29 protein-coding genes and 2 pseudogenes are annotated in these 23,381 nt (G+C 69.6%); 11 read left to right on the top strand and 20 right to left on the bottom strand.

Annotated features, from left to right (window positions below; genetic code table 11):
* The first annotated feature begins 90 nt into the window (after positions 1 to 90).
* Positions 91 to 390, top strand: coding sequence for a hypothetical protein (locus tag KHP12_RS40960; RefSeq protein ID WP_086879199.1), 300 nt, complete (start codon positions 91 to 93; stop codon positions 388 to 390).
* 20 nt (positions 391 to 410) lie between these two features.
* Here the strand turns inward: KHP12_RS40960 and KHP12_RS40955 are convergent, their stop codons facing one another.
* The 4 genes from KHP12_RS40955 to KHP12_RS40940 all read right to left on the bottom strand — a co-directional run bounded on the left by KHP12_RS40955 (position 411) and on the right by KHP12_RS40940 (position 4,078).
* Positions 411 to 1,289, bottom strand: a complete 879-nt coding sequence (locus KHP12_RS40955) for a metal ABC transporter permease (protein ID WP_211834305.1) — start codon at positions 1,287 to 1,289, stop codon at positions 411 to 413.
* Complete coding sequence (locus KHP12_RS40950; RefSeq protein ID WP_246643258.1) at positions 1,286 to 2,200, bottom strand: metal ABC transporter permease; 915 nt, start codon at positions 2,198 to 2,200, stop codon at positions 1,286 to 1,288. Before KHP12_RS40950 ends, KHP12_RS40955 begins: the two co-directional genes overlap by 4 nt.
* Positions 2,187 to 3,011, bottom strand: coding sequence for a metal ABC transporter ATP-binding protein (locus tag KHP12_RS40945; protein ID WP_211834303.1), 825 nt, complete (start codon positions 3,009 to 3,011; stop codon positions 2,187 to 2,189). The genes KHP12_RS40950 and KHP12_RS40945 overlap by 14 nt, the downstream gene beginning before the upstream one ends.
* Positions 3,012 to 3,109: 98 nt before the next feature.
* The gene (locus tag KHP12_RS40940; RefSeq protein WP_086882998.1) at positions 3,110 to 4,078 is read right to left on the bottom strand and encodes a metal ABC transporter solute-binding protein, Zn/Mn family; all 969 of its coding nucleotides are present in this window, start codon (positions 4,076 to 4,078) and stop codon (positions 3,110 to 3,112) included.
* A gap of 245 nt (positions 4,079 to 4,323) precedes the next feature.
* On the opposite strand from KHP12_RS40940, the gene KHP12_RS40935 reads away from it, so the two are divergent.
* Both KHP12_RS40935 and KHP12_RS40930 read left to right on the top strand, forming a co-directional pair.
* The gene (locus KHP12_RS40935; RefSeq protein WP_086882999.1) at positions 4,324 to 5,307 is read left to right on the top strand and encodes an ATP-binding protein; all 984 of its coding nucleotides are present in this window, start codon (positions 4,324 to 4,326) and stop codon (positions 5,305 to 5,307) included.
* 53 nt (positions 5,308 to 5,360) lie between these two features.
* Positions 5,361 to 5,753 carry an SCO5389 family protein gene (locus tag KHP12_RS40930; protein ID WP_086883000.1) on the top strand — a complete coding sequence of 131 codons (393 nt, stop codon included), beginning with the start codon at positions 5,361 to 5,363 and terminating at the stop codon, positions 5,751 to 5,753.
* Positions 5,754 to 5,814: 61 nt separating this feature from the next.
* On the opposite strand, the gene KHP12_RS40925 is transcribed toward KHP12_RS40930, so the two are convergent.
* The gene (locus KHP12_RS40925; RefSeq protein ID WP_086883001.1) at positions 5,815 to 6,615 is read right to left on the bottom strand and encodes a TIGR03943 family putative permease subunit; all 801 of its coding nucleotides are present in this window, start codon (positions 6,613 to 6,615) and stop codon (positions 5,815 to 5,817) included.
* Positions 6,612 to 7,694: a permease gene (locus KHP12_RS40920; protein ID WP_086883002.1), complete on the bottom strand. Its 1,083-nt coding sequence runs from the start codon at positions 7,692 to 7,694 to the stop codon at positions 6,612 to 6,614. Before KHP12_RS40920 ends, KHP12_RS40925 begins: the two co-directional genes overlap by 4 nt.
* Before the next feature lie 173 nt (positions 7,695 to 7,867).
* Here KHP12_RS40920 and KHP12_RS40915 point away from each other — a divergent pair, with 173 nt between their 5' ends.
* From KHP12_RS40915 to KHP12_RS40905, 3 genes are read left to right on the top strand one after another with little or no spacing between them, the layout of a single operon-like run.
* Positions 7,868 to 8,326 carry a Fur family transcriptional regulator gene (locus KHP12_RS40915; protein WP_211834302.1) on the top strand — a complete coding sequence of 153 codons (459 nt, stop codon included), beginning with the start codon at positions 7,868 to 7,870 and terminating at the stop codon, positions 8,324 to 8,326.
* Positions 8,278 to 8,547, top strand: coding sequence for a hypothetical protein (locus KHP12_RS40910; RefSeq protein ID WP_086883004.1), 270 nt, complete (start codon positions 8,278 to 8,280; stop codon positions 8,545 to 8,547). The genes KHP12_RS40915 and KHP12_RS40910 overlap by 49 nt, the downstream gene beginning before the upstream one ends.
* Positions 8,548 to 9,600 carry a GTP-binding protein gene (locus KHP12_RS40905; RefSeq protein ID WP_167442580.1) on the top strand — a complete coding sequence of 351 codons (1,053 nt, stop codon included), beginning with the start codon at positions 8,548 to 8,550 and terminating at the stop codon, positions 9,598 to 9,600.
* 518 nt (positions 9,601 to 10,118) lie between these two features.
* Here KHP12_RS40905 and rpsR read toward each other — a convergent pair.
* The 4 genes from rpsR to rpmG are packed head-to-tail and all read right to left on the bottom strand — an operon-like array spanning position 10,119 to position 11,988.
* Positions 10,119 to 10,364, bottom strand: a complete 246-nt coding sequence (gene rpsR / locus KHP12_RS40900; RefSeq protein WP_086883005.1) for a 30S ribosomal protein S18 — start codon at positions 10,362 to 10,364, stop codon at positions 10,119 to 10,121.
* Positions 10,365 to 10,397: 33 nt separating this feature from the next.
* Complete coding sequence (locus tag KHP12_RS40895) at positions 10,398 to 11,564, bottom strand: GTP-binding protein (RefSeq protein ID WP_211834301.1); 1,167 nt, start codon at positions 11,562 to 11,564, stop codon at positions 10,398 to 10,400.
* Positions 11,561 to 11,818: a type B 50S ribosomal protein L31 gene (locus KHP12_RS40890; RefSeq protein ID WP_086883007.1), complete on the bottom strand. Its 258-nt coding sequence runs from the start codon at positions 11,816 to 11,818 to the stop codon at positions 11,561 to 11,563. Before KHP12_RS40890 ends, KHP12_RS40895 begins: the two co-directional genes overlap by 4 nt.
* A gap of 5 nt (positions 11,819 to 11,823) precedes the next feature.
* Positions 11,824 to 11,988 carry a 50S ribosomal protein L33 gene (gene rpmG / locus KHP12_RS40885; RefSeq protein WP_026252351.1) on the bottom strand — a complete coding sequence of 55 codons (165 nt, stop codon included), beginning with the start codon at positions 11,986 to 11,988 and terminating at the stop codon, positions 11,824 to 11,826.
* 88 nt (positions 11,989 to 12,076) lie between these two features.
* Here rpmG and rpmB point away from each other — a divergent pair, with 88 nt between their 5' ends.
* Positions 12,077 to 12,313, top strand: coding sequence for a 50S ribosomal protein L28 (gene rpmB / locus KHP12_RS40880; RefSeq protein WP_086883008.1), 237 nt, complete (start codon positions 12,077 to 12,079; stop codon positions 12,311 to 12,313).
* The gene (rpsN, locus tag KHP12_RS40875; RefSeq protein ID WP_086883009.1) at positions 12,313 to 12,618 is read left to right on the top strand and encodes a 30S ribosomal protein S14; all 306 of its coding nucleotides are present in this window, start codon (positions 12,313 to 12,315) and stop codon (positions 12,616 to 12,618) included. Before rpmB ends, rpsN begins: the two co-directional genes overlap by 1 nt.
* Before the next feature lie 170 nt (positions 12,619 to 12,788).
* Here rpsN and KHP12_RS51765 read toward each other — a convergent pair whose 3' ends face one another.
* Entirely contained in the window at positions 12,789 to 13,709 is a 921-nt protein-coding gene (locus KHP12_RS51765) for a GTP-binding protein (RefSeq protein WP_244202964.1), read from the bottom strand.
* A gap of 481 nt (positions 13,710 to 14,190) precedes the next feature.
* Here KHP12_RS51765 and rpmF point away from each other — a divergent pair, with 481 nt between their 5' ends.
* From rpmF to KHP12_RS40855, 3 genes and pseudogenes are all read left to right on the top strand, one after another.
* Positions 14,191 to 14,361, top strand: a complete 171-nt coding sequence (rpmF, locus tag KHP12_RS40865) for a 50S ribosomal protein L32 (protein ID WP_086883010.1) — start codon at positions 14,191 to 14,193, stop codon at positions 14,359 to 14,361.
* A 7-nt stretch (positions 14,362 to 14,368) separates the two neighbouring features.
* Positions 14,369 to 15,589 carry a GTP-binding protein gene (locus KHP12_RS40860; RefSeq protein WP_086883011.1) on the top strand — a complete coding sequence of 407 codons (1,221 nt, stop codon included), beginning with the start codon at positions 14,369 to 14,371 and terminating at the stop codon, positions 15,587 to 15,589.
* Positions 15,590 to 15,790: 201 nt separating this feature from the next.
* Positions 15,791 to 15,910: pseudogene (locus KHP12_RS40855) on the top strand (integrase); the annotation flags it as partial.
* A gap of 163 nt (positions 15,911 to 16,073) precedes the next feature.
* Here KHP12_RS40855 and KHP12_RS40850 read toward each other — a convergent pair.
* From KHP12_RS40850 to KHP12_RS40810, 9 genes and pseudogenes are all read right to left on the bottom strand, one after another.
* Positions 16,074 to 16,433: pseudogene (locus KHP12_RS40850) on the bottom strand (cytosine permease); the annotation flags it as partial.
* A gap of 338 nt (positions 16,434 to 16,771) precedes the next feature.
* Positions 16,772 to 17,536, bottom strand: coding sequence for a 2-keto-4-pentenoate hydratase (locus KHP12_RS40845; protein WP_086883013.1), 765 nt, complete (start codon positions 17,534 to 17,536; stop codon positions 16,772 to 16,774).
* Positions 17,533 to 18,321 carry a 2-keto-4-pentenoate hydratase gene (locus tag KHP12_RS40840; RefSeq protein ID WP_086883014.1) on the bottom strand — a complete coding sequence of 263 codons (789 nt, stop codon included), beginning with the start codon at positions 18,319 to 18,321 and terminating at the stop codon, positions 17,533 to 17,535. The genes KHP12_RS40845 and KHP12_RS40840 overlap by 4 nt, the downstream gene beginning before the upstream one ends.
* Positions 18,318 to 19,349: a 4-hydroxy-2-oxovalerate aldolase gene (dmpG, locus tag KHP12_RS40835; RefSeq protein ID WP_086883015.1), complete on the bottom strand. Its 1,032-nt coding sequence runs from the start codon at positions 19,347 to 19,349 to the stop codon at positions 18,318 to 18,320. The genes KHP12_RS40840 and dmpG overlap by 4 nt, the downstream gene beginning before the upstream one ends.
* A complete protein-coding gene (locus KHP12_RS40830) occupies positions 19,346 to 20,251 on the bottom strand; it encodes an acetaldehyde dehydrogenase (acetylating) (protein WP_086883016.1) in 906 nt (301 codons plus the stop codon). Before KHP12_RS40830 ends, dmpG begins: the two co-directional genes overlap by 4 nt.
* A 10-nt stretch (positions 20,252 to 20,261) precedes the next feature.
* Positions 20,262 to 21,161 (bottom strand): shikimate dehydrogenase, encoded by a 900-nt coding sequence (locus KHP12_RS40825; protein ID WP_208653087.1) that lies wholly within the window; start codon positions 21,159 to 21,161, stop codon positions 20,262 to 20,264.
* Complete coding sequence (locus KHP12_RS40820) at positions 21,158 to 21,571, bottom strand: Gfo/Idh/MocA family oxidoreductase (protein ID WP_086883017.1); 414 nt, start codon at positions 21,569 to 21,571, stop codon at positions 21,158 to 21,160. Before KHP12_RS40820 ends, KHP12_RS40825 begins: the two co-directional genes overlap by 4 nt.
* On the bottom strand, positions 21,568 to 22,023 hold the full coding sequence (gene aroQ / locus KHP12_RS40815) for a type II 3-dehydroquinate dehydratase (protein WP_086883018.1): 456 nt from the start codon (positions 22,021 to 22,023) through the stop codon (positions 21,568 to 21,570). Before aroQ ends, KHP12_RS40820 begins: the two co-directional genes overlap by 4 nt.
* 9 nt (positions 22,024 to 22,032) lie before the next feature.
* A complete protein-coding gene (locus tag KHP12_RS40810) occupies positions 22,033 to 23,379 on the bottom strand; it encodes an MFS transporter (RefSeq protein WP_086883019.1) in 1,347 nt (448 codons plus the stop codon).
* Between the last annotated feature and the right edge of the window lie 2 nt (positions 23,380 to 23,381).

Below are 23,381 nucleotides of genomic sequence, written 5' to 3'. Positions count from 1 at the left end.
CAGGTCTCGGTGATCGGAGAATGGCATCGACAGTGGTCCGGATGCACAATGCCAGGGAGGACGAGGAAGGGGGGAGAAAGAAGGGCCCTCATGACCGCCTCCACGCACACACCCCACACCGACCACGCACACGAGCACGGCAGCAAGTGCGGCCACGTCGCGGTACCGCATCAGGACCACACCGACTACGTCCACGACGGCCACCTGCACCGCACGCACGACGACCACGTCGACGAGTGCGAAACCGCTGGTCACACCGTCCATGAAGGCCACGACCACCAGCACCGGGACGGCTGCGGCCATGTCGCCGTCCCGCACGGCGACCACGTGGACTACGTCCACGACGGACACCGCCACGCCCAGCACCAGGACCACTGGGACGACCACTGACCGCTTCCGCCACGTGCCGGTCAGAGCCGTGGCCGCCCCGGTACGTTGCCCCGTACCGCCCGCGATGTCATCGTGCGGCCCCGCCGGGGCCGCACGGTGAAGAGCGTCGCGAGGTAGACGGCGGTGGCGACGGCCAGGATGGCGAAGCTGGGCGGCAGCCGTGGCGCGGCGTAGCTCAGCCCCAGCCCGGCCCACATCTCGGCCACCGCCAGTCCGCCCGACAAGGCCAGGGCGTGGTACGGGCGGGCGGTCAGCCGGTGGGCGGCTCCGGCGGGGGCAGCGAGCAGGCCGAGCGACAGCAGGGAGCCGACCGCCTGGGTGGCTTCGGCGGCACAGGCCCCCACCAGAACCAGGAACGCCAGGCCCAGCACCCGTACGGGCACACCGCGCGCCGCGGCCACCGTCTCGTCGACCGAGGCGAACAGCAACGGCCGTGCGATCAGCGCCACGGACGCGCAGATCACGGCGGCCGCCAGCGCCGCCACCCCCGCTTGTCCCGCCGACAGGCCGAAGATCGAGCCGAACAACACGCTCACCCCCGCGGTGCCATGAGCGGCACCGCGGGTGCTGTACAGGGTGAGGAAGAAGGCGCCCAGGCCCAGGATCCAGGCGAAGACGCTGCCGATGGCCACATCGTCGGAGCGGCCCCGTCTCCCGAGCGCGCCGATCAGCACGGCGAACACCACGGTCGCCGCGAACAATCCCAGCCGCAGGTCGTAGCCGAGCGCGAGCGCCGCCAGCCCTCCGGTGAACGCCACATGGCCGAGCGCGTCCCCGGTGAACACCTGAGCGCGGAGCACCAGAAAGTACCCCACCGGACCCGCCGCCGCGGCGATCCCCGTCCCGGCCAGCAGCGCATGCGTGAAGTACGGGTGGTCGAAGGCGGTGAACACGCTCACACCGCACTCCCGGAGAGGCGGACGGACGCCGGGGCACGCCGGGCGAGGGCCTGTGCGAGGACACGCGCGAGCCGGGCCAAAGCGTAGACACCCAGAGCGAAGGTGGTCACGAAGAACCCGATCGAGTATGGCGAGTAATACGCGGCGATCAGGCCGGTCCACGTCACGGCCAGCCCCACCAGCACCGAGACGGCCAGTCCCGCCGCGGGGCGGGCGGTGAGCTGCTGGGCGGTGGCGGCGGGCATCACCAACAGGGCGAAGACCAGCAGAGTGCCGGTGATCTGACTGGTCGCCGCGGTTGCCGTACCGAGCAGGACGAGGAACGCCACGGACAGGACACGTACCGGAACCCCGCGTACGGCGGCGACATCGGGATCGACCGAGGCGAACAGCAGCGGCCGCGCGATCAGCGCCAGCATGGCCAGCGTCGCCGCCGCCACAGCCGTCAGGACGGCCACCTGCGTGGTGGTGATGCCGAGGAAGCTGCCGAACAACAGGGAGTTGATCCCACCGAGGAAGCCCTTGTAGAGCGCGACGAAGAGGAACCCGCAGGCCAGCCCGAACGCCTGGACCGTCCCAGTCAGGGCCGCTTCCTGGCCGCTGCCGCCCTGCCCGGCGCGCGGGATGGCGGCGATGACCAGGGCGGCGCCGACACAGAAAGCGAAGTAGCCGACGACCGGGGTGATGCCCAGCAGGGTGGCACAGGCCGCGCCCGGGAAACTGACCTGGGCCAGCGTATGGCCGGCGAAGCTCTGCCGGCGCAGCACCATGTACCAGCCGATGACACCCGCGAGAATGGCGACGACAGTACCGGCCCGGAAGGCGTTGACCATGAACGGAAACGCCCACATCGCCCGCAGATCGGTCACCGGATTCCACGACCAGACCGGGTAGGTGTCAGTCAAGCTCATGGTGGTGACCATGACCTCCCCCTCCCCCTGCGCCGTGCCCGCCTCCGACGACCACCAGCCGCCCGTCACCCGCGCGCAGCACCTCCACCGGCGCGCCGTAGAGCCGCGAGAGCGTCTGTGTGGTGATGACCTGCTGTGGCGGGCCCGCGGCAGCGGCACCCTCGGCGAGGTACAGCACCCGGTCCAGCCAGGGAAGGATCGGGTTGACGTCATGCGCGACCATCACCACGCTGACCCCCTCCGCACGACAGATCCGCCCGAGGAGCGCCGCCACCCCACCCTGATGGGACAGGTCCAGGCTGTCCAACGGCTCGTCCAGCAACAGCAGTTCAGGCCTGCGGACGAGCGCCTGGGCGATCAGCAGCCGCTGCTGCTGACCCCCGGAACACTCCCCGAGCGGCCGATGGGCGTACGCACTCGCCCCGACCAGGTCGATGACCTCGGCGATACGATCCCGGGCCGCCCGGCGCCGCGCGCTGAACCGCAGAGGCAGCGGCAGCGGAACACCCCAGCGGTCGCCGTCCAGGCCCATGCGCACGACATCGATGCCGCGGATCCGCAAGGACGGGTCGACGTTGCGGCGCTGCGGCAGATAGCCGATCCGGTGCCCGGCACGGCCGGGAGCCTCACCCAGGACCCGTACCTCGCCCGCGGCGGTCGGCAGGATCCCGAGAACCACCTTGATCAGGGTGGACTTGCCGACACCGTTCGGTCCGAGGACGGCCGTGAACTCCCCGGCGCCAACCTCCAGATCCACCCCGGACCACAGGCTACGTCCGCCGACCCGTACGGCCGCGCCGCGCAGGGACACGACGCCCTCACCGCCTTGGCGACTTCCGGTAGTGGCGGCTTGCGGTGGTACGCGGTGCCGCGCCGCCTCCCGTATCCGGGCCATCGTCATCACAGCCCTTACTTGTTGCCCGTGGCGCGGGCCAGGGCCTTCTGGATGCCCTTCAGCTGACGGACCTGCCAGTTCTGGAACGAGGCACCCGCCGGGGTAAGGGTCTCGGTGACCGTAGCCACCGGGATACCGGCCGCCTTGGCCTCCTTCACCTGAGCCCGCACATCCGCGGTGGAGTTCTGGCTGTTGTAGACGTAGATCTTGATCTTCTTGTTCTTGATCTGCTGGTCGATGGCGGTCTTGTCCTTCGCCGTGGGGTCCGTGCCCTCGCTGATGGCGTCGAGGAACGACTCGGGGGTGGCTATCTTCAGGCCGAGGCCCTGGGCGAGCGGGGTGACGATGGACTCGGAAGCGCCGACGGACATACCCGCGTAAGTGGACTTGATGCCGGACACCAGCCGGCTGTAGGGGGCCAGGGTGGTGTCCAGATAGGTCTTCTTCCGCGCGTCATAGAAGGCGGCGTGGTCCGGGTCGATCTTCTTGTAGTCGGCGGTGATTTTTTCGATCACCTTGTGGACGTCGGCCGGGGCGTACCAGCGGTGGGGGTTTCCGCCCGGCCTGAGGCCGACCAGGTCACCGATCTTCAGCTCGGTGCGGTCGCTACCCGGGTTGGCGGAGAGCAGCTTGTCGGCCCACGCGTCGTAGCCGATGCCGTTGACGATCGTGTACCGGGCGGTGGCGACGGCGCGCCCGTCGGCGGCGGTCGGCTCGTAGTCGTGGGGGTCGGCGGCGGGGTTGTCGATGATGCTCTTGACGTGCACGTGGCTGCCGCCCAGCTGCTGCGCGATGCTGCCCCAGAAATTCTCCGCCGCCACGATCGGGATCACCTTGCCGGACGCCCTCTTGCCTGAGGCGGAGCCGTCGGACGTGTCCGATGAAGCGGTGGAACAGGCGCTGGCGCCGGCGAGCACAGCGACGGCGGCGGCACATCCGGTGAGGGCGCGGGGACGTATGCGGTGGGCTATGGCAGATCTCATGGCAGGGGACTCCTCAGGGGCGGAACGAACACCACGAGGCTAGATGAAAATGATTTCCAGAACCACTCGTCACCGTCCGAGATGAAAATCATTGCCAGAACTTGACCCCGCCCCGCCGCACAAACGGCGACGCTCCACACCCCATCTCCCCTTCACCAGCGGCAACTTGACAGGGAAGCCGTGATCCGGGAAGTCTTCAAACCTCGCACATGACATTCATATTCACCTGGAGGTGATGCGCAGCCATGCGCACCGCGTTCGTCGGCAAGGGCGGAAGTGGCAAGACCACGCTGTCCGCTCTCTTCGCCCGACACCTGGCTCGCTCAGACGCGCCCGTCGTCGCCATCGACGCCGACATCAACCAGCATCTGGGGGTGGCCCTGGGGCTGGAGGAGGACGCACTGCGCGAGGTCGTCCCGCTCAGCACTCGCCTCGGCGGGATCAAGGAGTATCTGCGCGGCGACAATCCCCGTATCGCCTCCGCCGACGCCATGGTGAAGACCACTCCCCCGGGGCGCGGCTCCCGCCTGCTGCGGCCGCTCGGGCCCGACCCGGTGCACACCCGCCACGTCCGGGACATCGCGGGAGTCCGGCTGATGACCACCGGCGTGTTCACCGAGGAGGACCTCGGTGTCGCGTGCTACCACTCCAAGCTCGGCGCCGTGGAGCTGTATCTGAACCACCTCGTGGACGGCCCCGGTGAGTACGTCGTGGTCGACATGACCGCCGGCGCGGACTCCTTCGCCTCCGGGCTGTTCACCCGGTTCGACATGACCTTCCTGGTGGCCGAGCCCACGCGCAAGGGGGTGTCCGTCTACCACCAGTACAAGGAGCACGCCGCCGAGTTCGGTGTGCCTCTCGCCGTGGTCGGCAACAAGGTGACCGGCGAGGACGACCGGCTCTTCCTCAAGGAGCACGTCGGCGACGACCTCCTGGTCTGCTTCGGCCACTCCGACTGGGTCCGCGCCCGTGAACAGGGCCGCCACACCGGGGAGCTGGAACCCGAGCACCGCCTGGCGCTGGAGGAGCTGCGCATCGCGGTGGACGGCCGCACCAAGGACTGGGAGACCTTCCAGAGGCAGGCGGTCGAGTTCCATCTGCGCAACGCCCGCGCCTGGGCCGACCGCGCCACCGGCCAGGACCTGAGCACCCAGGTCGACCCCGACTTCCAGCACGGACCGGCAGCTCTGTCCGAGGCACCCATCGCCGCCCCCACAGCATCGAGCTGAACCCCGCCCATCCGCATCCGCATCCGCAACCCAGTCGATAGGACCCGCATCCCATGTCACTGAACGTCGCACCAGAGCTCCTCGCCCAGGCCGAACAGGGCGAGATCCAGGAACGGGACTTCGTCGCCACCGTCCGCGAGTCACTGCCCTACGCCTACGACCTCATCGCCGGCCTGGCGGACAAGCTCCGCGAAGGTGACGCCGAGTTCGCCGACAACCAGACCCCGCCCCCGTCGGAAGCCGAACGCGGACAGCTGCTGCGGGCCCTGGCCAGCAACGCCATCCGCGGCAGCCTGGAACGCCACTTCGGCATCACCCTGGCCTTCATGAACTGCCACCGGGTGGCCGCGTTCCGGCCCGGGTACGAACACGGCGCCACCTATGCGAAGTTCACCTCCACGCGCTCCCAGATCCTCAACCAGTCACCCGAGTTCCGCGACTGCTGAGCCGCGCAGCGCATCTGAGCCCCGGGCCAACGGCCCGGGGCTCACGTGTGCCACCGCCCCTTCAGCGACTGTCCGGGGTGACCACCACGTCGTGGTAAGGGTCCTTGGGCGCGGGAACGCGGTCGACGGTGGAGACGTCGAGGGCCGGGCTGGCATCGTCGGTGCCCAGCTTTCCAGTGGGGTGCCAGGTGCCGGTGACCGTCACCCAGGTGTCGGCGGGCGGAGCGGCGGGCCCGTGTACCCGCACCTTGCGCACTTGCGCATCGGCGGCGCAGCAGCTGATGACCAGGCGGCTGACGTACCAGGTGCCGTGGCGGCCCGGGGTGACGAAGCCGGTGAGGCGCACGGTGTGGCCCTTCAGGGTGCGGTCGGTGTCCCAGACCGCCCGGGAGCTGAAGTCGTTCAGCGACATCTCGACAACGCCTTTGTCGGGCAGGTCCGCGAAAAGGCTCTCACCGGTGGTGGAGGCGGGGGCCTTGGGGGCCTTGGCGTCGTCGCGGGAGGCGGTGTACGAGCCGAGTGCGGGCGGCGCCAGGAAGAGGATGGTCAGGGCCGGTACGTACAGCAGCCAGGCGACCTTGGGACCGCCCGCGTGGCTGTGGCCGTGTCCCTCGCCGTGGCCGTCGCCATTGCTCCGGTCGCCGTCGTGGCTCTGGTCGCCGTCCGTACGGGGGCGGTTGAACGGGAAGCCGTCGCGGGCGGCGCTCACCGCGCCGAGCGCGATCAGCAGCACCCCGGAGGCGATGAGCGCGGGCCGCAGCCCCGGGCGCACATAGCGCAGATACAGATCGGTCAGCAGGGAGATGTGCAGCAGACCGACCCCGAGGAAGAGGAGCAGCAGCACCTGGACATTGCGCTTCACAGCAGCCACCACCCCACCAGAGCGCTGCACGCCACCGCCACCACCCAGGTGGCCGACGAGAAGCGCACCGCGAAGGCGCGCCCGAAGGTGCCGGACTGGAGGGCGATGAGCTTCAGGTCCACCATCGGACCGACCACCATGAAGGCGAGCCGAGCCGTCGGGGAGAACCCGGTGAGCGAGGCGGCGACGAACGCGTCGGCCTCCGAGCAGACCGCGAGGACCACCGCGAGCAGCCCCAGCATGGGCAGCGAGAGCCACAGGGAGTCGGAGAAGAGCCGCAGTACGGAGTGCGGCACCGCGACGTTGAACGTGGCGGCGGCCGCCGCGCCGACCACGAGGAAGCCCCCGGCGTGCAGGAAGTCGTGCTGGAGCGAGAGCCGGAACTCCTCCGCGCGGCTGGCGCCGGGCGTGTGCCCGGCCGGCCCCTTCGGCAGCCGCAGCCACTCCTCACGGCCCGCCCGGATCCACAGCCAGCCCATGGCCACGGAGGTCAGCAGCGAGGCGATCAGACGGGCGGCGACCATCCAGGGGTTGCCGGGGAAGGCCACATAGGTCGCCACCAGCACGATCGGATTGATGGCCGGGGCCGACAGCAGGAAGGCCAGCGCCGCCGCCGGGGCCACCCCGCGCCGCATCAGACTCCCGGCCACCGGCACCGAAGCGCACTCACACCCCGGCAGCACCACCCCGGCGGCACCGGCCACGGGTACGGCGAGCACCGGATTGCGCGGAAGCACCCGGGTGAACACCCACGCCGGTACAAACGCGCTGATGGCGGCCGACACCACCGTGCCCAGCAGCAGAAACGGCACGCCCTGGATGACGATCGCGGTGAACACCGTCCGCCACGCCGCCACCGCCCGATCGTCGAGCGCTGTGGTGATGTCCGGCCCCAGCACGATCGCGACTCCGCCCAGAAGCACCACCGGGGCCCCAGCGATCAGCGCCTGAACCGCGACGCGCGCCGCTGTGCGCAGTCCACCGGACTCGTCGGCCCCGTCCGCTCCGTCGGGGCGCCGCGGCAGCGTCCGGCCGCTGCCGCTCTCAGGCGGCGGCGCTATATCGACATCACTGTCCATTCGTCTCCTCATATGGCTTTCGTCACGGCGGCATCCGGGCTCACCTTAGCGGCGGCGGACGGGCGGCAGACACACCATCACGCATGAAGGGGCAATCACATGGTCATGGATTTCATTTTCATCTAGAGTCTACGCATACCGCTTCCCGCCGAGCGCCAGTGAGGTGATCCGCCGTGAGCAGCCGGAGGACCCGGCAGCGAACCGCCGTCCTGCGCGTCCTCACCGGCTGTCAGGACTTCGTCTCCGCGCAGGAACTGCACGCGCTGCTGACCGCGGCCGACGTTCCGATCGGGCTGACCACGGTATACCGGGCCCTGCGGGATCTGGAGGCTACGGGTGGCGTCGACGTCGTACGCGACGAGGCGGGAGAACGGCTCTACCGCCCGCGGCCCGCCGACGGACACCGTCACTACCTGATCTGCCGCTGCTGCGGCCGCAGTCGGCCGGTGGACTCCGAGATCGTGGAGCGATGGGCCGACCGGGTCGGAGCGGACACCGGATTCGCCGCGGTGGAGCACACCGTCGAACTCACCGGCATCTGCGGCGACTGTCAACCCGCCACCGACGAAGGAGAACCGCCACCATGCCATTGGGAGCCCGCCCGGGGCAGAGCCCGCAGCTGCGCGAGCTGAGGCAGTCCGTACGGCGCCTGCTCGGACTCGACGACGACACAGCCGTCGTCATCCGGCAACTCGCCTGCGCCGAACCCGGCTGCCCACCCCTGGAGACGGTCATCGCCGTCCTTCCCATGAACGGCCAGGCCCGCCGATGGGCCCTGCACACCACCGCCGAAGAGATCACCGAGGACGACCTGCGAACCGCCCTGCTCACCCCGTCCCCCGAAGGAGCCTGAATGACCACGCCCACCCCCGAGGAGCCCCGTGACGAGCGCGTCCCCGTCACCGTCCTGACCGGCTTCCTCGGCTCCGGCAAGACCACCCTGCTCAACCGCATCCTCACCGAGCAGCACGGACTGCGCATCGCCGTCATCGAGAACGAGTTCGGCGAGGTCGGCGTCGACGACGCCCTCGTCCTCGACTCCGAAGAAGAGATCTTCGAGATGAACAACGGCTGCATCTGCTGCACCGTGCGCGGAGACCTCATCCGCATCCTGGGCGCGCTGATGCGACGGCGGGAGAAGTTCGACCACATCCTGATCGAGACCACCGGTCTCGCCGACCCCGCCCCCGTCGCCCAGACCTTCTTCATGGACGACGAAATCGCCGCCCAACTGCGGCTTGACGCCATCGTCACCCTGGTCGACGCCGCGCACGTCCTCCAGCACCTGGACGAGGTCAAGCCCGAGGGCGTGGAGAACGAGGCCGTCGAGCAGATCGCCTTCGCCGACCGGATCGTGCTCAACAAGACCGACTTGGTGGACGAGTCGGCCATCGCCGAGATCACCGACCGCATCCGCGCGATCAACAGCGGCGTGCAGATCATCCCCGCCCAGCACGCCGAAATCTACCTCCCCCAGGTGCTGGACGTCGGCGCGTTCGACCTGGAACGGGTGCTCGCCGAGGATCCGAGCTTCCTCACCGAGACCGAGCACCAGCACGACACCACCGTCACCTCCGTCGGCATCGACCTGACCGGCGAGCTCGACGAGGAACGCCTCAACCGGTGGCTGGGAACTCTGCTGCGGACCAAGGGCGTCGACATCTTCCGTTCCAAGGGCATCCTCGCCCTCGCCGGGGCGCCCCACTCTGTCACCGAACTGGCCACCGAGGTCGGCATGGAGCAGTCCGCCGTTTCCCATCAACTCCGTCTCCTGCGCACCCTCAGTCTGGTCACCGGGCGCCGCGACGGCCGCAATCGCCTCTATGACGGCCACGCGGCCCAATTCCTCGACCAGGCCGTTCACCACATCGAGCACCTACGCCTCGGCATCCGCGGCACACCCTGACCGAAGCGGGGCCCGACGACACGACCGTCGGGCCCCGCTTCGGTGTGGAGAATGCGCCCTCGCCAGACATATGAGGCTGTCAGTTGAGGTGTGCGGCTCCCGCCGGAGAAGGAACCGCACGCAACCGGTCGGGAAGCGTGCCATCGTCCGGCATCCCCCTCCGTAGCCACGCACTCAGCGCCTCGGCGTCGGCCACGGTGGCGATCGGTCCCAGCCGCGCCACAGGTCCGCTGGGCCTGCGATCCACCGCACACGGCTGGACGGCAGCGTACAGCCCGTGGCGACGACGGCAGTCCAGGAGCTTGCCGAGACATCCAGTGGAAACGAGGACGCCGTGCGAAGAGCCTTGGACAGCCTTGCGCAGGCTCTCCATCACCTCATCGCCCTCGGATCCCCCGCGACAGCTCCCGCAGACGACAAGAGTGAAGGGGCGGTTCGGAGGGTCGTCCGGTCCATGTGGCATAAGGGCTCCTCCGTCGGCAGCTGAGGCGATCGTCCAAGTCGGCGCAACTGGACGGCTATCGGGAGCCGTAGGGAATCAGGGCCATCTCACGCGCGTTCTTGATGGCGCGGGCGATCTGGCGCTGCTGCTGTCGTGTCACATGGGTCACCCGGCGGCTGCGTATCTTGCCGCGGTCGGAGATGAACTTCCGCAGCAGGTCAGTGTTCTTGTAATCGACATAGGTGATGCCGGCGGCGTCGAGCGGGTTGACGCGGGGGCGCTTGGCTCCCCGGCGGTCGGTGATGGTGGGGCGGCGGGCCATGAGTGAGTCCTGTCCGTTGAGCGTGAGGCGCCGTCAGGCGACCGGGTCGAGCAGTTCGTCGAAGGCGTGCGGCAGCCGGCTCCAGGCGTCCGGCCCGGCCGCGTACTCGGCGTCGGTCAGCAGACACGAGTCGAGCAGGGCCAGCAGCCCGTCGCGGTCCAGGCCGGGTGAGGTGAAGGTGAGGTGCTGACAGCGGTCGCCGTGGTCGGGGTGCCAGTCGAGCGCGGCGGCCACCCGCCGCTCCGCCGGGACCATCTCCCAGGCGGCGTCCGGCAGCGCGGCCAGCCACGGTCCGGCCGACTCCACACACAGCGCCCCGCCCGCGGCGTCCCACGACAGCAGGGTGTCGCTCCGGTCCGCGAGCCAGAAGCGGCCCCGGCTGCGGGCCGCGGCGCAGCTCAAGTCTTCCAGTGCTTCGTAGAGACGGCCCGGGTGGAAGGGACGGTGGCGCCGCCAGACGAGGGTGCTCACTCCGTGCTCTTCGCTGTCCTGTGGCAACAGTGCGCAGGCCGGGTGCTGCCGGGCGGCCGCCGCCGCGATGTCGAAGCCCTCGAGAAGGGCGGGCCCCAGGGCACTCTCGCCGAGCCGCATCTGCCGTGCGCCCGGGGTGAGTTGGGTGAGCAGGGCCAGATCGCCGTCGTCCGCGGGCGCTTCGGATGTCTCGTCCTCGGCGACGGCGATCACGGTGGCGTACTCCAGCTGCCGGGCGAAGGTGTCCGCGATGGTGCGCTGGTCGGTCGGGGCGGCAGCGAGACCGGCCTCGGCGAGATCGTCACCGTTCGCGAGATACGGCACCATCAGGGCCGGGTCGACCGCGGTGGCCACCCCGGTCAGCTCCAACGGCGCGCCCTCGGCCGCGATGACGGCGGCCATGGCCTGGGGCTCGACCGAGTCCCACAACTCGACCACGGCGAGCCGGTGCCCGCCGCCCGTGGCGAGGCGCAGCAGTTCGGGGACCATGTCCTCGCGCAGCGCACAGCACGCGCAGTCGTTCACCAGCGGCGCCTCGCCCTCGCCGAGCGGCCCGGAGGCGTCGCGTACGGTGCGGCGCACCGCGCGGTCGGTGGCGGCGGACAGATCGTGGTGCAGCGCCACGGAGCCGGGCACCGTGCGCAGGATCTCCTCGACGGCGGCGCGGCGGGCGTCGGCGTGCAGTCCGCCCACGACCGCCACGGCCAGCCGGTTCTCGTCCGTGATCACCGGCCCCTCCCCCGGTGTCCGTAGCGCCGCTCGAACCGCTCGACGCGGCCCGCGGTGTCCACGACGCGCTGGTTGCCGGTGTAGAAGGGGTGGCTCGCCGAGGAGATCTCGATGTCGATGACCGGATAGGTGTTGCCGTCCTGCCACTCGACGGTCTTGTCACTGGTGGCGGTGGAGCGGGTGAGGAAGGCGAAGTCGGCGGCCCGGTCGCGGAAGACGACGGGCCGGTACGCGGGGTGGATGCCGGGCTTCATGGCGGTCAGCGCTCCTCTCGGAAGTCGACGTGGCGGCCGACGACCGGGTCGTACTTGCGCAGGGTCAGCCGGTCGGGGTCGTTCCGCCGGTTCTTGCGGGTCACGTAGGTGTAGCCGGTGCCCGCGGTGGACCTCAGCTTGATGATCGGGCGTAGTTCGTTCCGGGCCATGAAACGACAGCATACATAGATTTGGTTTTCATTTTCATCAAGGTGCTACCGTGCTGTCGTCGGAGATCCACCAGAAGCAGGAGGAACCATGTCCGCCCACTGCCAACTCACCGGCCGACAGCCCGGCTTCGGCCAGAACATCTCCCACTCGCACCGCCGCACCAAGCGCCGGTTCGACCCCAACGTCCAGCGCAAGCGCTACTGGCTGCCGAGCGAGGGCCGCCACATCCGGCTCACCCTCAGCACCAAGGCCATCAAGACCATCGACGTCATCGGCATCGAGGCCGCCGTAGCCCGCATCCGCGCCCGGGGAGGAAAGGTCTGATGGCCAAGAAGAGCAAGATCGCAAAGAACGAGAAGCGCCGGGTGGTCGTGGCCCGCTACGCCAAACGCCGGGCCGAACTGAAGGCGGTCATCGCCGACCCCCGGACGTCGGCGGAGGAACGGCTCGACGCCCAGCGGGAGCTGCGCCGCCAGCCCCGCGACGCCAGCGCCACCCGCGTACGCAACCGCGACTCCATCGACGGCCGCCCCCGCGGCCACCTGCGCGCCTTCGGACTGTCCCGCATCCGGCTGCGCGAAATGGCCCACGCGGGCGAACTCCCCGGCGTGACCAAGAGCAGCTGGTAACCTCACCCGGCCACCGGGCGCGGGCGGACGCCGCATGCCGCATTCCGGCCCGCAGCGTCCGCACCGCGGCCCCCGCCGCGTTCGCACTCGCGCCGGCGGTCTACCCGGCAGCAAATTTGGCAATGATCAACGGGTGTTACCGTCTGCCACACGGCCCTGCCACCTTCGGTTCAGCCCCGGGGTCCCCGGGCCGCGGTGCCGAGCAGCGGATCGGGCAGGTCGGCCCAGCGGTCGGGGCCGAGTGCCAGTTCGCCGTCGTCAAGTACGGCGGTGTCCAGCGCGGCCCGCAGCCGGTCCTCGTCCAGTTCCGCTCCAATGAACACGATCTCGTTGCGACGCTCGCCGTAGCGGTCATCCCAGTGCCACGAGGCCAGGGTCCGACGCTCGGACGACGCGGCGCGCCACGCGCCCGTATCCCCGTCCTCCAACCAGCTCCCCGCCTGCCGCAGTTCGAGATGACGGCCGGCCGAGCGCCAGGAGATGACCGCGTCCGGGTGAGTGGCCACCCACAGGTACCCTCGGCTGCGCACCACCGCGGGCATGACCTGGGGCAGGCTCTCCGCCAGCCGCTGGGGGTGCAACGGACGCCGGGACCGCCACAGCGCCGAGGCCACGCCACGGTCGATGCCACGGCGGCGTATGGCGGGGGCGACGATGTCGAGCCGGTCGGCCGGTCCGGCCGCGGCCCACCCGGAACCGGGCCGTGTCAAAGGCGTCAGCAAGGCGCTGCCACGTTCATCCCCATCGAGGAGGACCAGGGCGGACGGGTTGAGATGGGCGAGCAGAGCACGGGAGCCGTCAAGGCGGCCGTCGTCTTCCACTCCTCCGTCCCGCAGGACCATCACGTGGGCAGCCTCCACTTGCCGGGCCGCGGCCTCGGCGAGCGTAAGGGGGACAGCCTGCGGATGGTCGCCAAAGAGGTGGGCGGCGCGGTGCACACAGCGCAGGTCGCTCAGCAGTCGGCCGGGGTCGACGCCGACGGCGAGGGGTGCGAGATCGTAGTAATCCGACAGCGGAGTCCTTCCCAGCGGGCTTCGCCACAGCTCCGCCAGAAACGGCAGGGCGTCAACGTTGTCAGGGAGCGCGAGCACGACATGCGGGCGCGGGGCGGCCCTGGCAATGGCACTTAGGTCCTGACGGATAATCACTGACGGGTCACCCGTAGCCACTTGAGACAACGAGGCCCGCTGCCGTTCATCACCACCCACGGCAAAGCGCTGCACAAAGGGGTACCGCCCCGCCACGTCTCCATGGACCGAGACCGAGAGCACCAGCGCGTCGGGCGAGGCACACCGCAGCAGGTCCAGAACGCGGCCTCGCGCTTCAGGGGTGTTGCCGGACACCACGCCCAGCAGGCCGCGCCCCCTTCCCTCACCCCCAGCCCTCACCCCTGCCCCCGTCCGATGGCAGTGACGAGCGCATAAGCGGTCCTGCGTACCCGCAACATCACCAACGGCGGCACTTCTCCTCCTCAGCGACGACCTCACAGCAGTCAGCACACTACATGGAAACGGTACTCATTTTCATGTACGGTCGCGGGAACAACGCCGACCAGGAAAGGGCCCACACGACATGGCCGTGCCCAAGCGGAAGATGTCCCGGAGCAACACCCGCCACCGCCGCGCGCAGTGGAAGGCGGGCCCGCCGGAACTGGTGACCATCACCATCGACGGCCGCGAACACCAGGTACCGCGGCGGCTCGTCCCCGCCTACCGGCGCGGCCTGCTGCACCCCGAGGACTGACCACGCCATGGCCGATCAGCTGCCGGTGACGGTCCTGTCGGGATTCCTGGGATCCGGCAAGACCACCCTCCTCAACCACCTCCTCAACAACCGCGACGGGCTACGGGTCGCCGTCATCGTCAATGACATGAGCGAGGTGAACATCGACGCCGCACTCGTCCGCGACGGCGACGCGGCCCTCTCCCGCACCGAAGAGCGCCTGGTCGAGATGGTCAACGGCTGCATCTGCTGCACCCTGCGCGACGACCTGCTCGAGGAGGTGGACCGGCTCGCCAGGGAGGGACGCTTCGACTATCTCCTCATCGAGTCCAGCGGCATCTCCGAGCCCATGCCCGTCGCCGCGACCTTCGCCTTCCCCCGCGACGACGGCGCCACGCTCGGCGAGGTCGCGCACCTCGACACCCTGGTCACCGTCGTCGACGCCGCGAACTTCCTTCCCGAGCTGACCGGCGGTGACGAACTCGTCGAGCGGGGCCTGGACCAGTACGAGGACGACGAGCGCACCATCAGCGATCTCCTCATGGACCAGGTCGAGTTCGCCGACGTCATCGTCCTCAACAAGCTCGACCTGGTCGCCCCGGAAACGGCCGAACGGCTGGCGGCGGCGCTGTCCCGGCTCAACCCGGCCGCCCGTCTCATACCCGCCACACACGGCCGGGTGGAACCGGCGGACGTGCTCGGCACCGGCCGCTTCGACCTCGAACGCGCCCAGCAGGCCCCCGGCTGGGTGAGGGAGCTCAACGGCGACCACGTACCGGAGACCGAGGAGTACGGCATCTCCAGCACCGTCTTCCGTGCCACCCGGCCCTTCCACCCCGACCGACTGTGGGACTTCGTCACCACGGGCCTGGACACCGGGGCCTACGGCAGCGTCCTGCGCTCCAAGGGCTTCTTCTGGCTGGCCACCCGCCCGCGCGTGACCGGACTGTGGTCACAGGCCGGCGCCGTCGCCCGGTTCGAACCCTCCGGAGCACGCGAGAGCCACAGCGAGGCCGGAGAAGCCGCCGAGCGCGGCCAGGAACTCGTCTTCATCGGCACCGGACTGCGCCCCGCCGCCCTGCACCGAGCCCTCTCCGCATGCCTGCTCACCGACGATGAACACGCGCGGGGCGTTCAGGGCTGGTCGGCCTGGCACGACCCCTTCCCCGTCTGGGAGACCTACGGCCTCGACGAGACGTGTGACCACGAGCACGGTCCACACGAGGCCGAACCCGTACCGGTGCCCTGAAACTCAGCACACCCGGCAGGCTCCGAGCGGCGCCACGTGCGGGGTCGGGCCGGGTCCGGTTCACCCCGCACACTGATCCACCACCGCTTCGCCGAGGAGCCATGATGAACGACCCCTACGAACGGTCGGCCGAGTACATCGACATCATGATCGCCGATGCTTGGGATGCCCTGGTCGGAGGCCTGTATCGGAACCGCGGTCGTCGGCCTGTCCGGCGCGCGGATGTACATATTCGTGGTGATCGAGCACAGCAGCCGCCGCATCCGGATCCTGGGCGCCACCGCACGCCCGACCACATCCTGGGTAACCCAGGCTGCGAAGCTGAGTCACCTCGGCATACGACGCCACGACCGCCTTGGCGGCATCCTCCACGCGTACAAACATGCCGCGTGACCTGCACGGACGAGGTATTCGGCAAGCGCAAGGCCACCATCGTGCCGACCACGCTCACGAACGCCGAGACCGGTGCGCCGCCCTCATCACCGTCTCCGGCAATGACCTTCCCGAGCTCGGGCAGCAGTCGGTTCCCCGCATGGATCCAGATCACCGCCACCAGCGCCACCATGACCGGGTACACCGCGGGAGCGGCCCAGTTGAGGTAGCGGATTACCCAGTCGATACCCCGGAGGAAGAGTCCTAGCTGGAACACCACCACGATGAAATAGGAGATCCAGGCGACAGAGCTCAGGCCGAGGAAGTCCCCGCCCTCCGGCTCCGAGTACCCGGTGAGCGCGGTGATCAGCAGCGTGATCGCCGTGGAGGCGAAGTAGGTCTGCACCCCGCACCAGAAGATGGCGACGACAGCCCGCACCAGTGCGGGGAACTGTGCACCGCGCACACCCATGCTCACCCGGTTTCGCTCTCTTCTGTTGCTGCAGTTCGTCTGGCTTTGAAGATGTACCAGAATTGCCCCATAGGTAGCGGAACGGCACTGCTACTGGACGTGACCTGCTGGACAGACGAACAGCTCAGAGAAGGGGCATATCTGATCACCGAGGCAATGCGGCCAGCTCGGCGGCGTCCCGTCCGAGCCGCTTCATCTCGTACAGCCTCCCGGGCGGCGCGAAGGGCCTCCTCGAACTCGGGCGGACCCAGTCATTTCCCGCCCCGATGACAACCGCCTACATCTGAACCGCCCGGAGGCTGGGCCCGCGACGTGCTCGCCCTGCTTGCAGCGTTGGGTCACCGGCAGCCCAGCTCTACTGAGCCGAGGCGATCGATGGTCGCGGTGACGACATCCCCGGGCCTGACCGGGACGGCGGCGGTGAGTCCGCCGGAGAGCACGATCTGCCCGGCGGCCAGGCCTTCGTCCTCGGCGGCGAGCTGCCGGACGAGCCAGGCGACCGCGGCTGCCGGGTGGCCCAGCGACGCCGCTCCGGAGGCGGTCGCGACCACCTCACCGTTCTTCTCCAGGAGGACGCCCACCAGGCGCAGGTCGATCCCGGACGGCGGTACCGGCACCCCGACGACGAACCGGCTCGCCGAGGTGTTGTCCGCGACAACGTCGGCCATGGTGAAGCCGTAGTCCACGAATCGGGAGTCGAGGACCTCGATACCGACGGCGACCCCCGACGACGCGGCGACGACATCGGCCGCGGTGATGTGCGGGCCTTTGAGGTCCCGGCCGAGGGTGAATACGATCTCGGGCTCGCAGCGAGGCTGGATGAGCGCCGAGGTGTCCAGTGGCTCGCCGAGGTCCACCGCCCCCGCGGCCGGCAGGAAGCCGTAGATCGGGCTGTCCACTCCGACCTGGGCCTGCTTGGCACGTGAGGTGACGCCGAGCTTCCAGCCGGCGATCTCACCGGCGGCGGAGCGCAGCTCGCGCTGCACTCGATAACCGGTGGGGATGTCGAGTTCGGGGAACTCGTCGGTCAGCTTGGTGATGGCGGTACGATCCGCAACGGCCTTGCTCAGCCGGGCGGCCAACTCGCTTACGTTCACGCTCATGCGATCCTCACTGTCACCGGGCCCAGCCGGTCGAACTCGGCCCGGAACACGTCGCCCGGGTTCATGGGAAGGGCCGCGTGCAGCGCGCCCGTCAGAATCAGGTGCCCAGGCTCCAGGGCAACTCCGTGCTCGCCCAGGGTGTTCGCCAGCCACGCGACGACGGCGACCGGGTCTCCCAGCGCGGCGGCGCCGGCGCCCGTGTCGACCAATTCGCCGTTGCGGGTCAGAACCATCCCGACCAGCCGGGGATCCCAGCCGTTCGGACCGTCGTCGAGAGGCACGATGCGGCTCGAGGTGGCCATGGCGCCGTTCGACGCCAGGTCGGCGACGGTGTCGGCGAGTTTGATCCGCCAGTCCGCGATCCTGGAGTCGATGATCTCCATCCCGGCCACGGCACCCGCGATGGCGGCCCGGGCCTGGGTGACGGTGACACCCGGGCCCTCGAGCCGGTCGCCCAGAACGAAGACGATCTCGGCCTCGACCTTGGGTGCCACGAACGCGTCGAGCGGGACCGCGTCCCCGTCGCGGTAGGCGGTGGAGGCCAGAACCGGTCCGTAATCGGGAGTGTCGATGCCGAGCGCCTTCTGCATCGGGGCAGCGGTGAGCCCGACTTTGTGCCCCACGACCCGATCGCCGTCGGCGAGCAGGAGGTGCACAAGCTCCTGCTGGATGGCGTAGCCGTCGTCCATGCCGAGACCGGGTTCGGCGTCGGTGAACGGCGGGATCGCGGTACGGGTGCGCCGGGCCTCGTAGAGAGCGTGGGCCTTGGCCGTCGTATCGGTCATGTGGTCTGCTCCTCGGCCAGCGCGATGGCGATGTCGATGATCATGTCCTCCTGGCCGCCGACGTAGCCGCGCTCGCCGCAGCGGCGCAAGATGGCGTGCGCGGGGACCTTGTACCGCTCGGCCGCACGCTCGGCGTGCAGCAGGAAGCTCGAGTAGACCCCTGCCCAGCCCTGCACGATCGCGTTGCGGTCCATCTTCGGCCACCGGCTCAGGTACGGCCGGACGACCTCTTCGGCGGCGTCGAGCAGCAGCCCGGCGTCGAGCCCGGTCGCGACGCCGAGCCGGTCGAACACCGCCCCGAGCACCTCGGTGGGGGAATTTCCCGCGCCGGCACCGAGCGCGCACAGTGAGCCGTCGATGTAGCGGACGCCGGCCTCGTGCGCGATCACGGAGTTCGCGACGCCCAAACCCATGTTCTGGTGACCGTGGTAACCGACCCAGGCCTCGTCACCGACCTCGGCGACCAGGGCGTCGAAGCGAGCGCGCGCGTCGTCCATGAGCAGAGCGCCGGCGGAGTCGGTGACGTACGGTGCCTGGCAGCCGGCGTCGATCATGATCCGGGCCTGCTTCGCCAGGTTCTCCGGGTCGGTCTTGTGGGCCATCATCAGGAACCCGGCAGTCTCCATGCCCAGCTCCCGGGCCACGGCGAAATGCTGCGGGGAGACGTCGGCCTCGGTGCAGTGGGTGGCCACGCGGACCATCTCGGCGCCGGCGTCGTGGGCACGTTTGAGGTCGTCGACCGTGCCGATGCCGGGGACCAGCAGGACGGCAATCTTCGCCCGGCGGGCCTCCTCGCGGGCGGCGTTGATCAGGCTCATCTCGTCGGTGCCGGAGAAACCGTAGTTGAATGAGGAACCGCCGACGCCGTCACCGTGGCTGACCTCGATCCACTCCATCCCGGCGGCGTCCAGCGCGCGGACAGTGTCGCGGACTTGGGTTTCGGTGAAGCGGTGCGCCACGGCGTGGCTGCCGTCGCGCAAGGTGGTGTCGATGATGCGGACGTCGTCGCGCAGCACGGGGCGGGTCATGCGGAGACCTCCAGCTTGGCGCGGGCCATCAGCTCGCCGATCCGGGCAGCCGCGGCGGTCATGATGTCGAGGTTCCCGGCGAAGGGCGGCAGGTAGTCGCCGTTGCCCTTCACCTCGAGGAACACCGCGACCCGGGCGTGCCCACCCCAGGCCTCGGTCGGCTCGTCGAACTGGGGCTCGGCACGCAGTGTGTAGCCGGGCACGTATTCCTGGACCGCGGCGACCATCTCGTGGACCGAGGCGGTGATCGCTGCTCGGTCGGCGTCGTCGCCGATCATGCAGAACACGGTGTCCCGCATGATCATCGGCGGCTCGACCGGGTTGAGGATGATGATCGCCTTGCCACGGGTCGCGCCACCGACTTCGGCCACGGCCTGCCCGGTGGTGTGCGTGAACTCGTCAATGTTCGCACGGGTGCCCGCACCCGCCGAGCGGGACGCGATGGATGCGACGATCTCCGCATAGGGCACCGGTGTGATCCGGGAGACGGCGTGCACGATCGGGATGGTGGCCTGGCCGCCGCAGGTGATCATCGAGATGTTGGGCGACGCGATGTGGTCAGCGCCGTTGACGGCCGGCGAGACCATGGGGCCCAGGTGCGCCGGGGTGAGGTCGACAGCCTGGATGCCCGCTTCCGCGTAGCGCGGGGCGCTGGCGGCGTGGGCCTTGGCCGAGGTTGCCTCGAACACGATCTGCGGGAGCGGGTCCTGTCGGAGCAGCCAGTCCACCCCCTCCGCGCTGGCCTCGATGCCGCGGGCGCGGGCGCGGGCCAGACCGTCGGACTCGACGATGCCCACGGCATACCGGACGTCGATCACCTGGCTGTGGGCGAGCTTCGCCAGCAGGTCGGTGCCTATGTTCCCGGGGCCGACTATGGCCGCCGGGATCTTCTGCTGCCCCATGGTGGGACCGTCACATCCTCTCGATCGGGTGGGGAGAGAGCGCCCCGCTCAGCGGAGCTCGGGAGACTTCAGGGGCGACGAGTTCGCGCAGGTGGGCGTACATCCGCGAGGGATCCGGTTCCAGGCCGGTGAACAGCCGGAAGGCATCGGCGGCCTGGTGGGCGTTCATCCGGCCGCCGTCGAGGAAGACCGCGCCCGCCTCGGCGGCGGCCGCGAGCAGAGCGGTGTGGAGCGGCCGGAACACGATCTCGGCGACCCAGAGGTCGGGCCGCAGGCAGTTGCCGGGCACTGCCTGGCCGGGGTGATCAGCCATCCCGACCGGGGTTGCGTGCACGACCCCGTGCGCGTGTCCGAGCAGCGTCGGGAGCTCGGTGAGTCTGCCACCGCGGACCCGGTACGGGTCGAGGTCGGCGGCGAGGCGAGCCGCCCGGTCCGGGTCGGCGTCGACGACGTCGAGTCGCTCAGTACCGAGGTCGAGCAGCGCGTAGGCTGCCGCGGCGCCCGCCCCGCCCGCGCCGACGAGGACGACCCGGTCCAGCGGGGCGCCCGCGAGCCCGTCGACGAGGCCGCGCCGGAAGCCGGTCCAGTCGGTGTTGTGGCCCGCGAAGCCGTCCTCACCGATGACCACGGTGTTCACCGCGCCGATCGCTGCCGCATCAGGGGACAGGGTGTCCAGGTGCGCGAGGACCAGCTGTTTGCAGGGATGCGTGATGTTGAGGCCCCGGTAGCCGCCATCCCTGGCCCGCAGCAGCAGGTCGCCGACATCACCCGGAGAGGCCCCCAGGGCGTGGAGGTCCCACAGGTCGTAGCGCAGCTCAAGGCCGAGCACTGTAGCCTCCCGCTCGTGCATCGCAGGGGACAGCGAGGACCCGATCCCGCTTCCGATCAGGCCCGTCAGCAGAGTCGTCACGATTCCCCCTTGGGGTCGGCCGAGGCGAGCACGGGCTCGATCATCCGGATCGTGGCGACCGCGGAACGTGTGGTGACCGGCACCGGACCGTTCTTGCGTGGGGACGCGGCGAGCTCGCCGCCATGTGTCCGGGGCCGCACCGGCGGTACTCCGGCCCGTTCGGCCGGGGTCGCCGGCTTTTCGCGCCTCGGCCGAGGATGCAGCGAGCGACTTCTCGACGACCCTCGCCCGGATCCCACGCGGTCGGCCTCGGCGAGGGGCACCGCGATCGGCTTCTCGCACAGCACATACACAGCGTGCCTGTGGGCGGCGACCACCACACGCCCGTGCGACGGGCGCGGGGTGCACACCGTCACCGCTTCCAGTCCGGCGATCCCGGTTCCGACGATGCCGATCCGCAGCGCGCTCATGGGGTGTCCCTCCGTTCGAGGGCACGGTGCAGCGTCTCCACGGCGTAGACGTAGCCCTGGATGCCGGCTCCGACGAAGACGGCTTCGGCGATGTCGGAGACGTAGGAGTGGTGCCGGAACTCCTCGCGCTTGTGCACGTTGGTGATGTGCACCTCGGCGATGAGCAGTTCGGAGGCCAGCAGCGCGTCGCGCAGTGCCACGGACGTGTGGGTGAACGCGCCCGGGTTGACCACGACGCCGTCCGTGACTCCGCGGGCTTCGTGGAGCCGGTCGATGAGCGCGCCTTCCCAGTTGCTCTGCAGGAATTCGGCTTTGTATCCGATCGCCTCGGCGCGTTGCGCGGTGATGCGCTCGACGTCGGCGAGGGTGTCGGCACCGTAGAGGGCGGGCTCACGGGTCCCGAGCATGTTCAGGTTCGGGCCGTTGAGGATCAGTAGGCGACCGTGTCGCACGGCGGCTCCTCAGATGGTGGTGGTCAGACGGGCGGCGGGGGTCTCTGCGGCTGGACGGGAGGTGTGTCCCAGCTGGTCGAGCGGCACGTGAGCGGTCTCGGGGCCCGCGAGGGCCGCGGCCGCGGCGAGCAGACAGAGCACGGCGAGCAGGATCGCGAGCGGGACCCAGCCGAAGGCACCTGTGCCGATCATGAGCGCGGCGATGGTGGGCAGGAAGCCCTGGGGCACGTTTGCGAACTGGGTCGAGACAGCCATGCCGGTGTAGCGGACCCGGGCGTCGAACATCTCCGCGTACAGGGACGGCCAGACGCCGTTCGGCGCGGCGTAGCACACCGAGCCCAGCAGGACTGAGGCGAACACGACGAGTGACCAGTTCGAGGTCGTGATGGCCCAGAAGTAGACGAACACCGACGCGGCGCAGCCCAGGGCGCCCACGGCGAACACCGGGCGGCGGCCGATCTTGTCCGACAGCCTGGCCCACAACGGGATCGTGACGACCTGGCCGATGTTGGAGATCACGATCGTCCACAGCATCGACGAGCGCGAGATGTCCCACTGATCCACCGCGTACCCCAGGCCGAACACGGTCACGGTGGTGGAGATCGTGCCGTAGAGGTGGCAGACGACGATCCGAAGGAACGATCCCCAGTAGTGGCGAATGAAGACCATCAGCGGGAACTTGACGACCTCCTGACTTTCCTTCATTTCCTCGAACGCGGGCGGCTCCTCCAGCGTCCGGCGCACGAACATCGCCACGACCACCACGATGGCGCTGGCCCAGAACGGCACCCGCCAGCCCCAGGAATAGAGGGCCTCGGTCGGCAGGGCCGCGACCGGGATGAAGGCCAGTGTCGCCACGACCAGCCCGGCCTGGGTCCCGGAGAGAGTGAAGCTGGTGAAGTAGCCGCGCCTGCCCTCGGGAGAATGCTCCAGGGTCATCGAGCTCGCGCCGCTCTGCTCGCCTGCGGCGGAGAACCCCTGCGCCACACGGCACAGCACCAGCAGGATCGGTGCCCAGACGCCGATGACGGAGTAGCTGGGAAGACAGCCGATCAGGAAGGTCGAACCGCCCATGGTGGCCAGCGTGAAGATCAGGACGCGCTTGCGGCCGATCCGGTCGCCGAAGTGGCCGAGGAAGAACGAGCCGATCGGCCGGGCGATGTAGGCGACCGCGAAGGTCGCCAGCGCGGCCAGCGTGCCGGTGGTCGCGCCGGCGTCAGGGAAGAACACATGGCTGAAGACCAGCGCCGACGCCGATCCGTAAATGAAGAAGTCGTAATACTCGACCATGCTGCCCAGGAAAGACGCGAGCGCGGCCTTCCCGGGTGTTTGGCCCGTTGTCTTCGTATGGGACACGA

It is taken from the genome of Streptomyces asiaticus, from assembly GCF_018138715.1.
Classification (GTDB): Bacteria; Actinomycetota; Actinomycetes; order Streptomycetales; family Streptomycetaceae; genus Streptomyces; species Streptomyces asiaticus.
This window is presented reverse-complemented; position numbering and strand designations above follow the sequence as displayed.

Bases quoted from the DNA above. Each gene is read 5' to 3' on its own strand.
- KHP12_RS40960 (WP_086879199.1), top strand. From the start codon at position 91: ATGACCGCCTCCACGCACACACCCCACACCGACCACGCACACGAGCAC.
- KHP12_RS40950 (WP_246643258.1), bottom strand. From the start codon at position 2,200: ATGAGCTTGACTGACACCTACCCGGTCTGGTCGTGGAATCCGGTGACC.
- KHP12_RS40940 (WP_086882998.1), bottom strand. From the start codon at position 4,078: ATGAGATCTGCCATAGCCCACCGCATACGTCCCCGCGCCCTCACCGGA.
- KHP12_RS40935 (WP_086882999.1), top strand. From the start codon at position 4,324: ATGCGCACCGCGTTCGTCGGCAAGGGCGGAAGTGGCAAGACCACGCTG.
- KHP12_RS40930 (WP_086883000.1), top strand. From the start codon at position 5,361: ATGTCACTGAACGTCGCACCAGAGCTCCTCGCCCAGGCCGAACAGGGC.
- KHP12_RS40920 (WP_086883002.1), bottom strand. From the start codon at position 7,694: ATGGACAGTGATGTCGATATAGCGCCGCCGCCTGAGAGCGGCAGCGGC.
- KHP12_RS40910 (WP_086883004.1), top strand. From the start codon at position 8,278: ATGCCATTGGGAGCCCGCCCGGGGCAGAGCCCGCAGCTGCGCGAGCTG.
- KHP12_RS40905 (WP_167442580.1), top strand. From the start codon at position 8,548: ATGACCACGCCCACCCCCGAGGAGCCCCGTGACGAGCGCGTCCCCGTC.
- rpsR (WP_086883005.1), bottom strand. From the start codon at position 10,364: ATGGCCCGCCGCCCCACCATCACCGACCGCCGGGGAGCCAAGCGCCCC.
- KHP12_RS40890 (WP_086883007.1), bottom strand. From the start codon at position 11,818: ATGAAGCCCGGCATCCACCCCGCGTACCGGCCCGTCGTCTTCCGCGAC.
- rpmG (WP_026252351.1), bottom strand. From the start codon at position 11,988: ATGGCCCGGAACGAACTACGCCCGATCATCAAGCTGAGGTCCACCGCG.
- rpmB (WP_086883008.1), top strand. From the start codon at position 12,077: ATGTCCGCCCACTGCCAACTCACCGGCCGACAGCCCGGCTTCGGCCAG.
- rpsN (WP_086883009.1), top strand. From the start codon at position 12,313: ATGGCCAAGAAGAGCAAGATCGCAAAGAACGAGAAGCGCCGGGTGGTC.
- rpmF (WP_086883010.1), top strand. From the start codon at position 14,191: ATGGCCGTGCCCAAGCGGAAGATGTCCCGGAGCAACACCCGCCACCGC.
- KHP12_RS40860 (WP_086883011.1), top strand. From the start codon at position 14,369: ATGGCCGATCAGCTGCCGGTGACGGTCCTGTCGGGATTCCTGGGATCC.
- KHP12_RS40845 (WP_086883013.1), bottom strand. From the start codon at position 17,536: ATGAGCGTGAACGTAAGCGAGTTGGCCGCCCGGCTGAGCAAGGCCGTT.
- KHP12_RS40840 (WP_086883014.1), bottom strand. From the start codon at position 18,321: ATGACCGATACGACGGCCAAGGCCCACGCTCTCTACGAGGCCCGGCGC.
- dmpG (WP_086883015.1), bottom strand. From the start codon at position 19,349: ATGACCCGCCCCGTGCTGCGCGACGACGTCCGCATCATCGACACCACC.
- KHP12_RS40830 (WP_086883016.1), bottom strand. From the start codon at position 20,251: ATGGGGCAGCAGAAGATCCCGGCGGCCATAGTCGGCCCCGGGAACATA.
- KHP12_RS40820 (WP_086883017.1), bottom strand. From the start codon at position 21,571: ATGAGCGCGCTGCGGATCGGCATCGTCGGAACCGGGATCGCCGGACTG.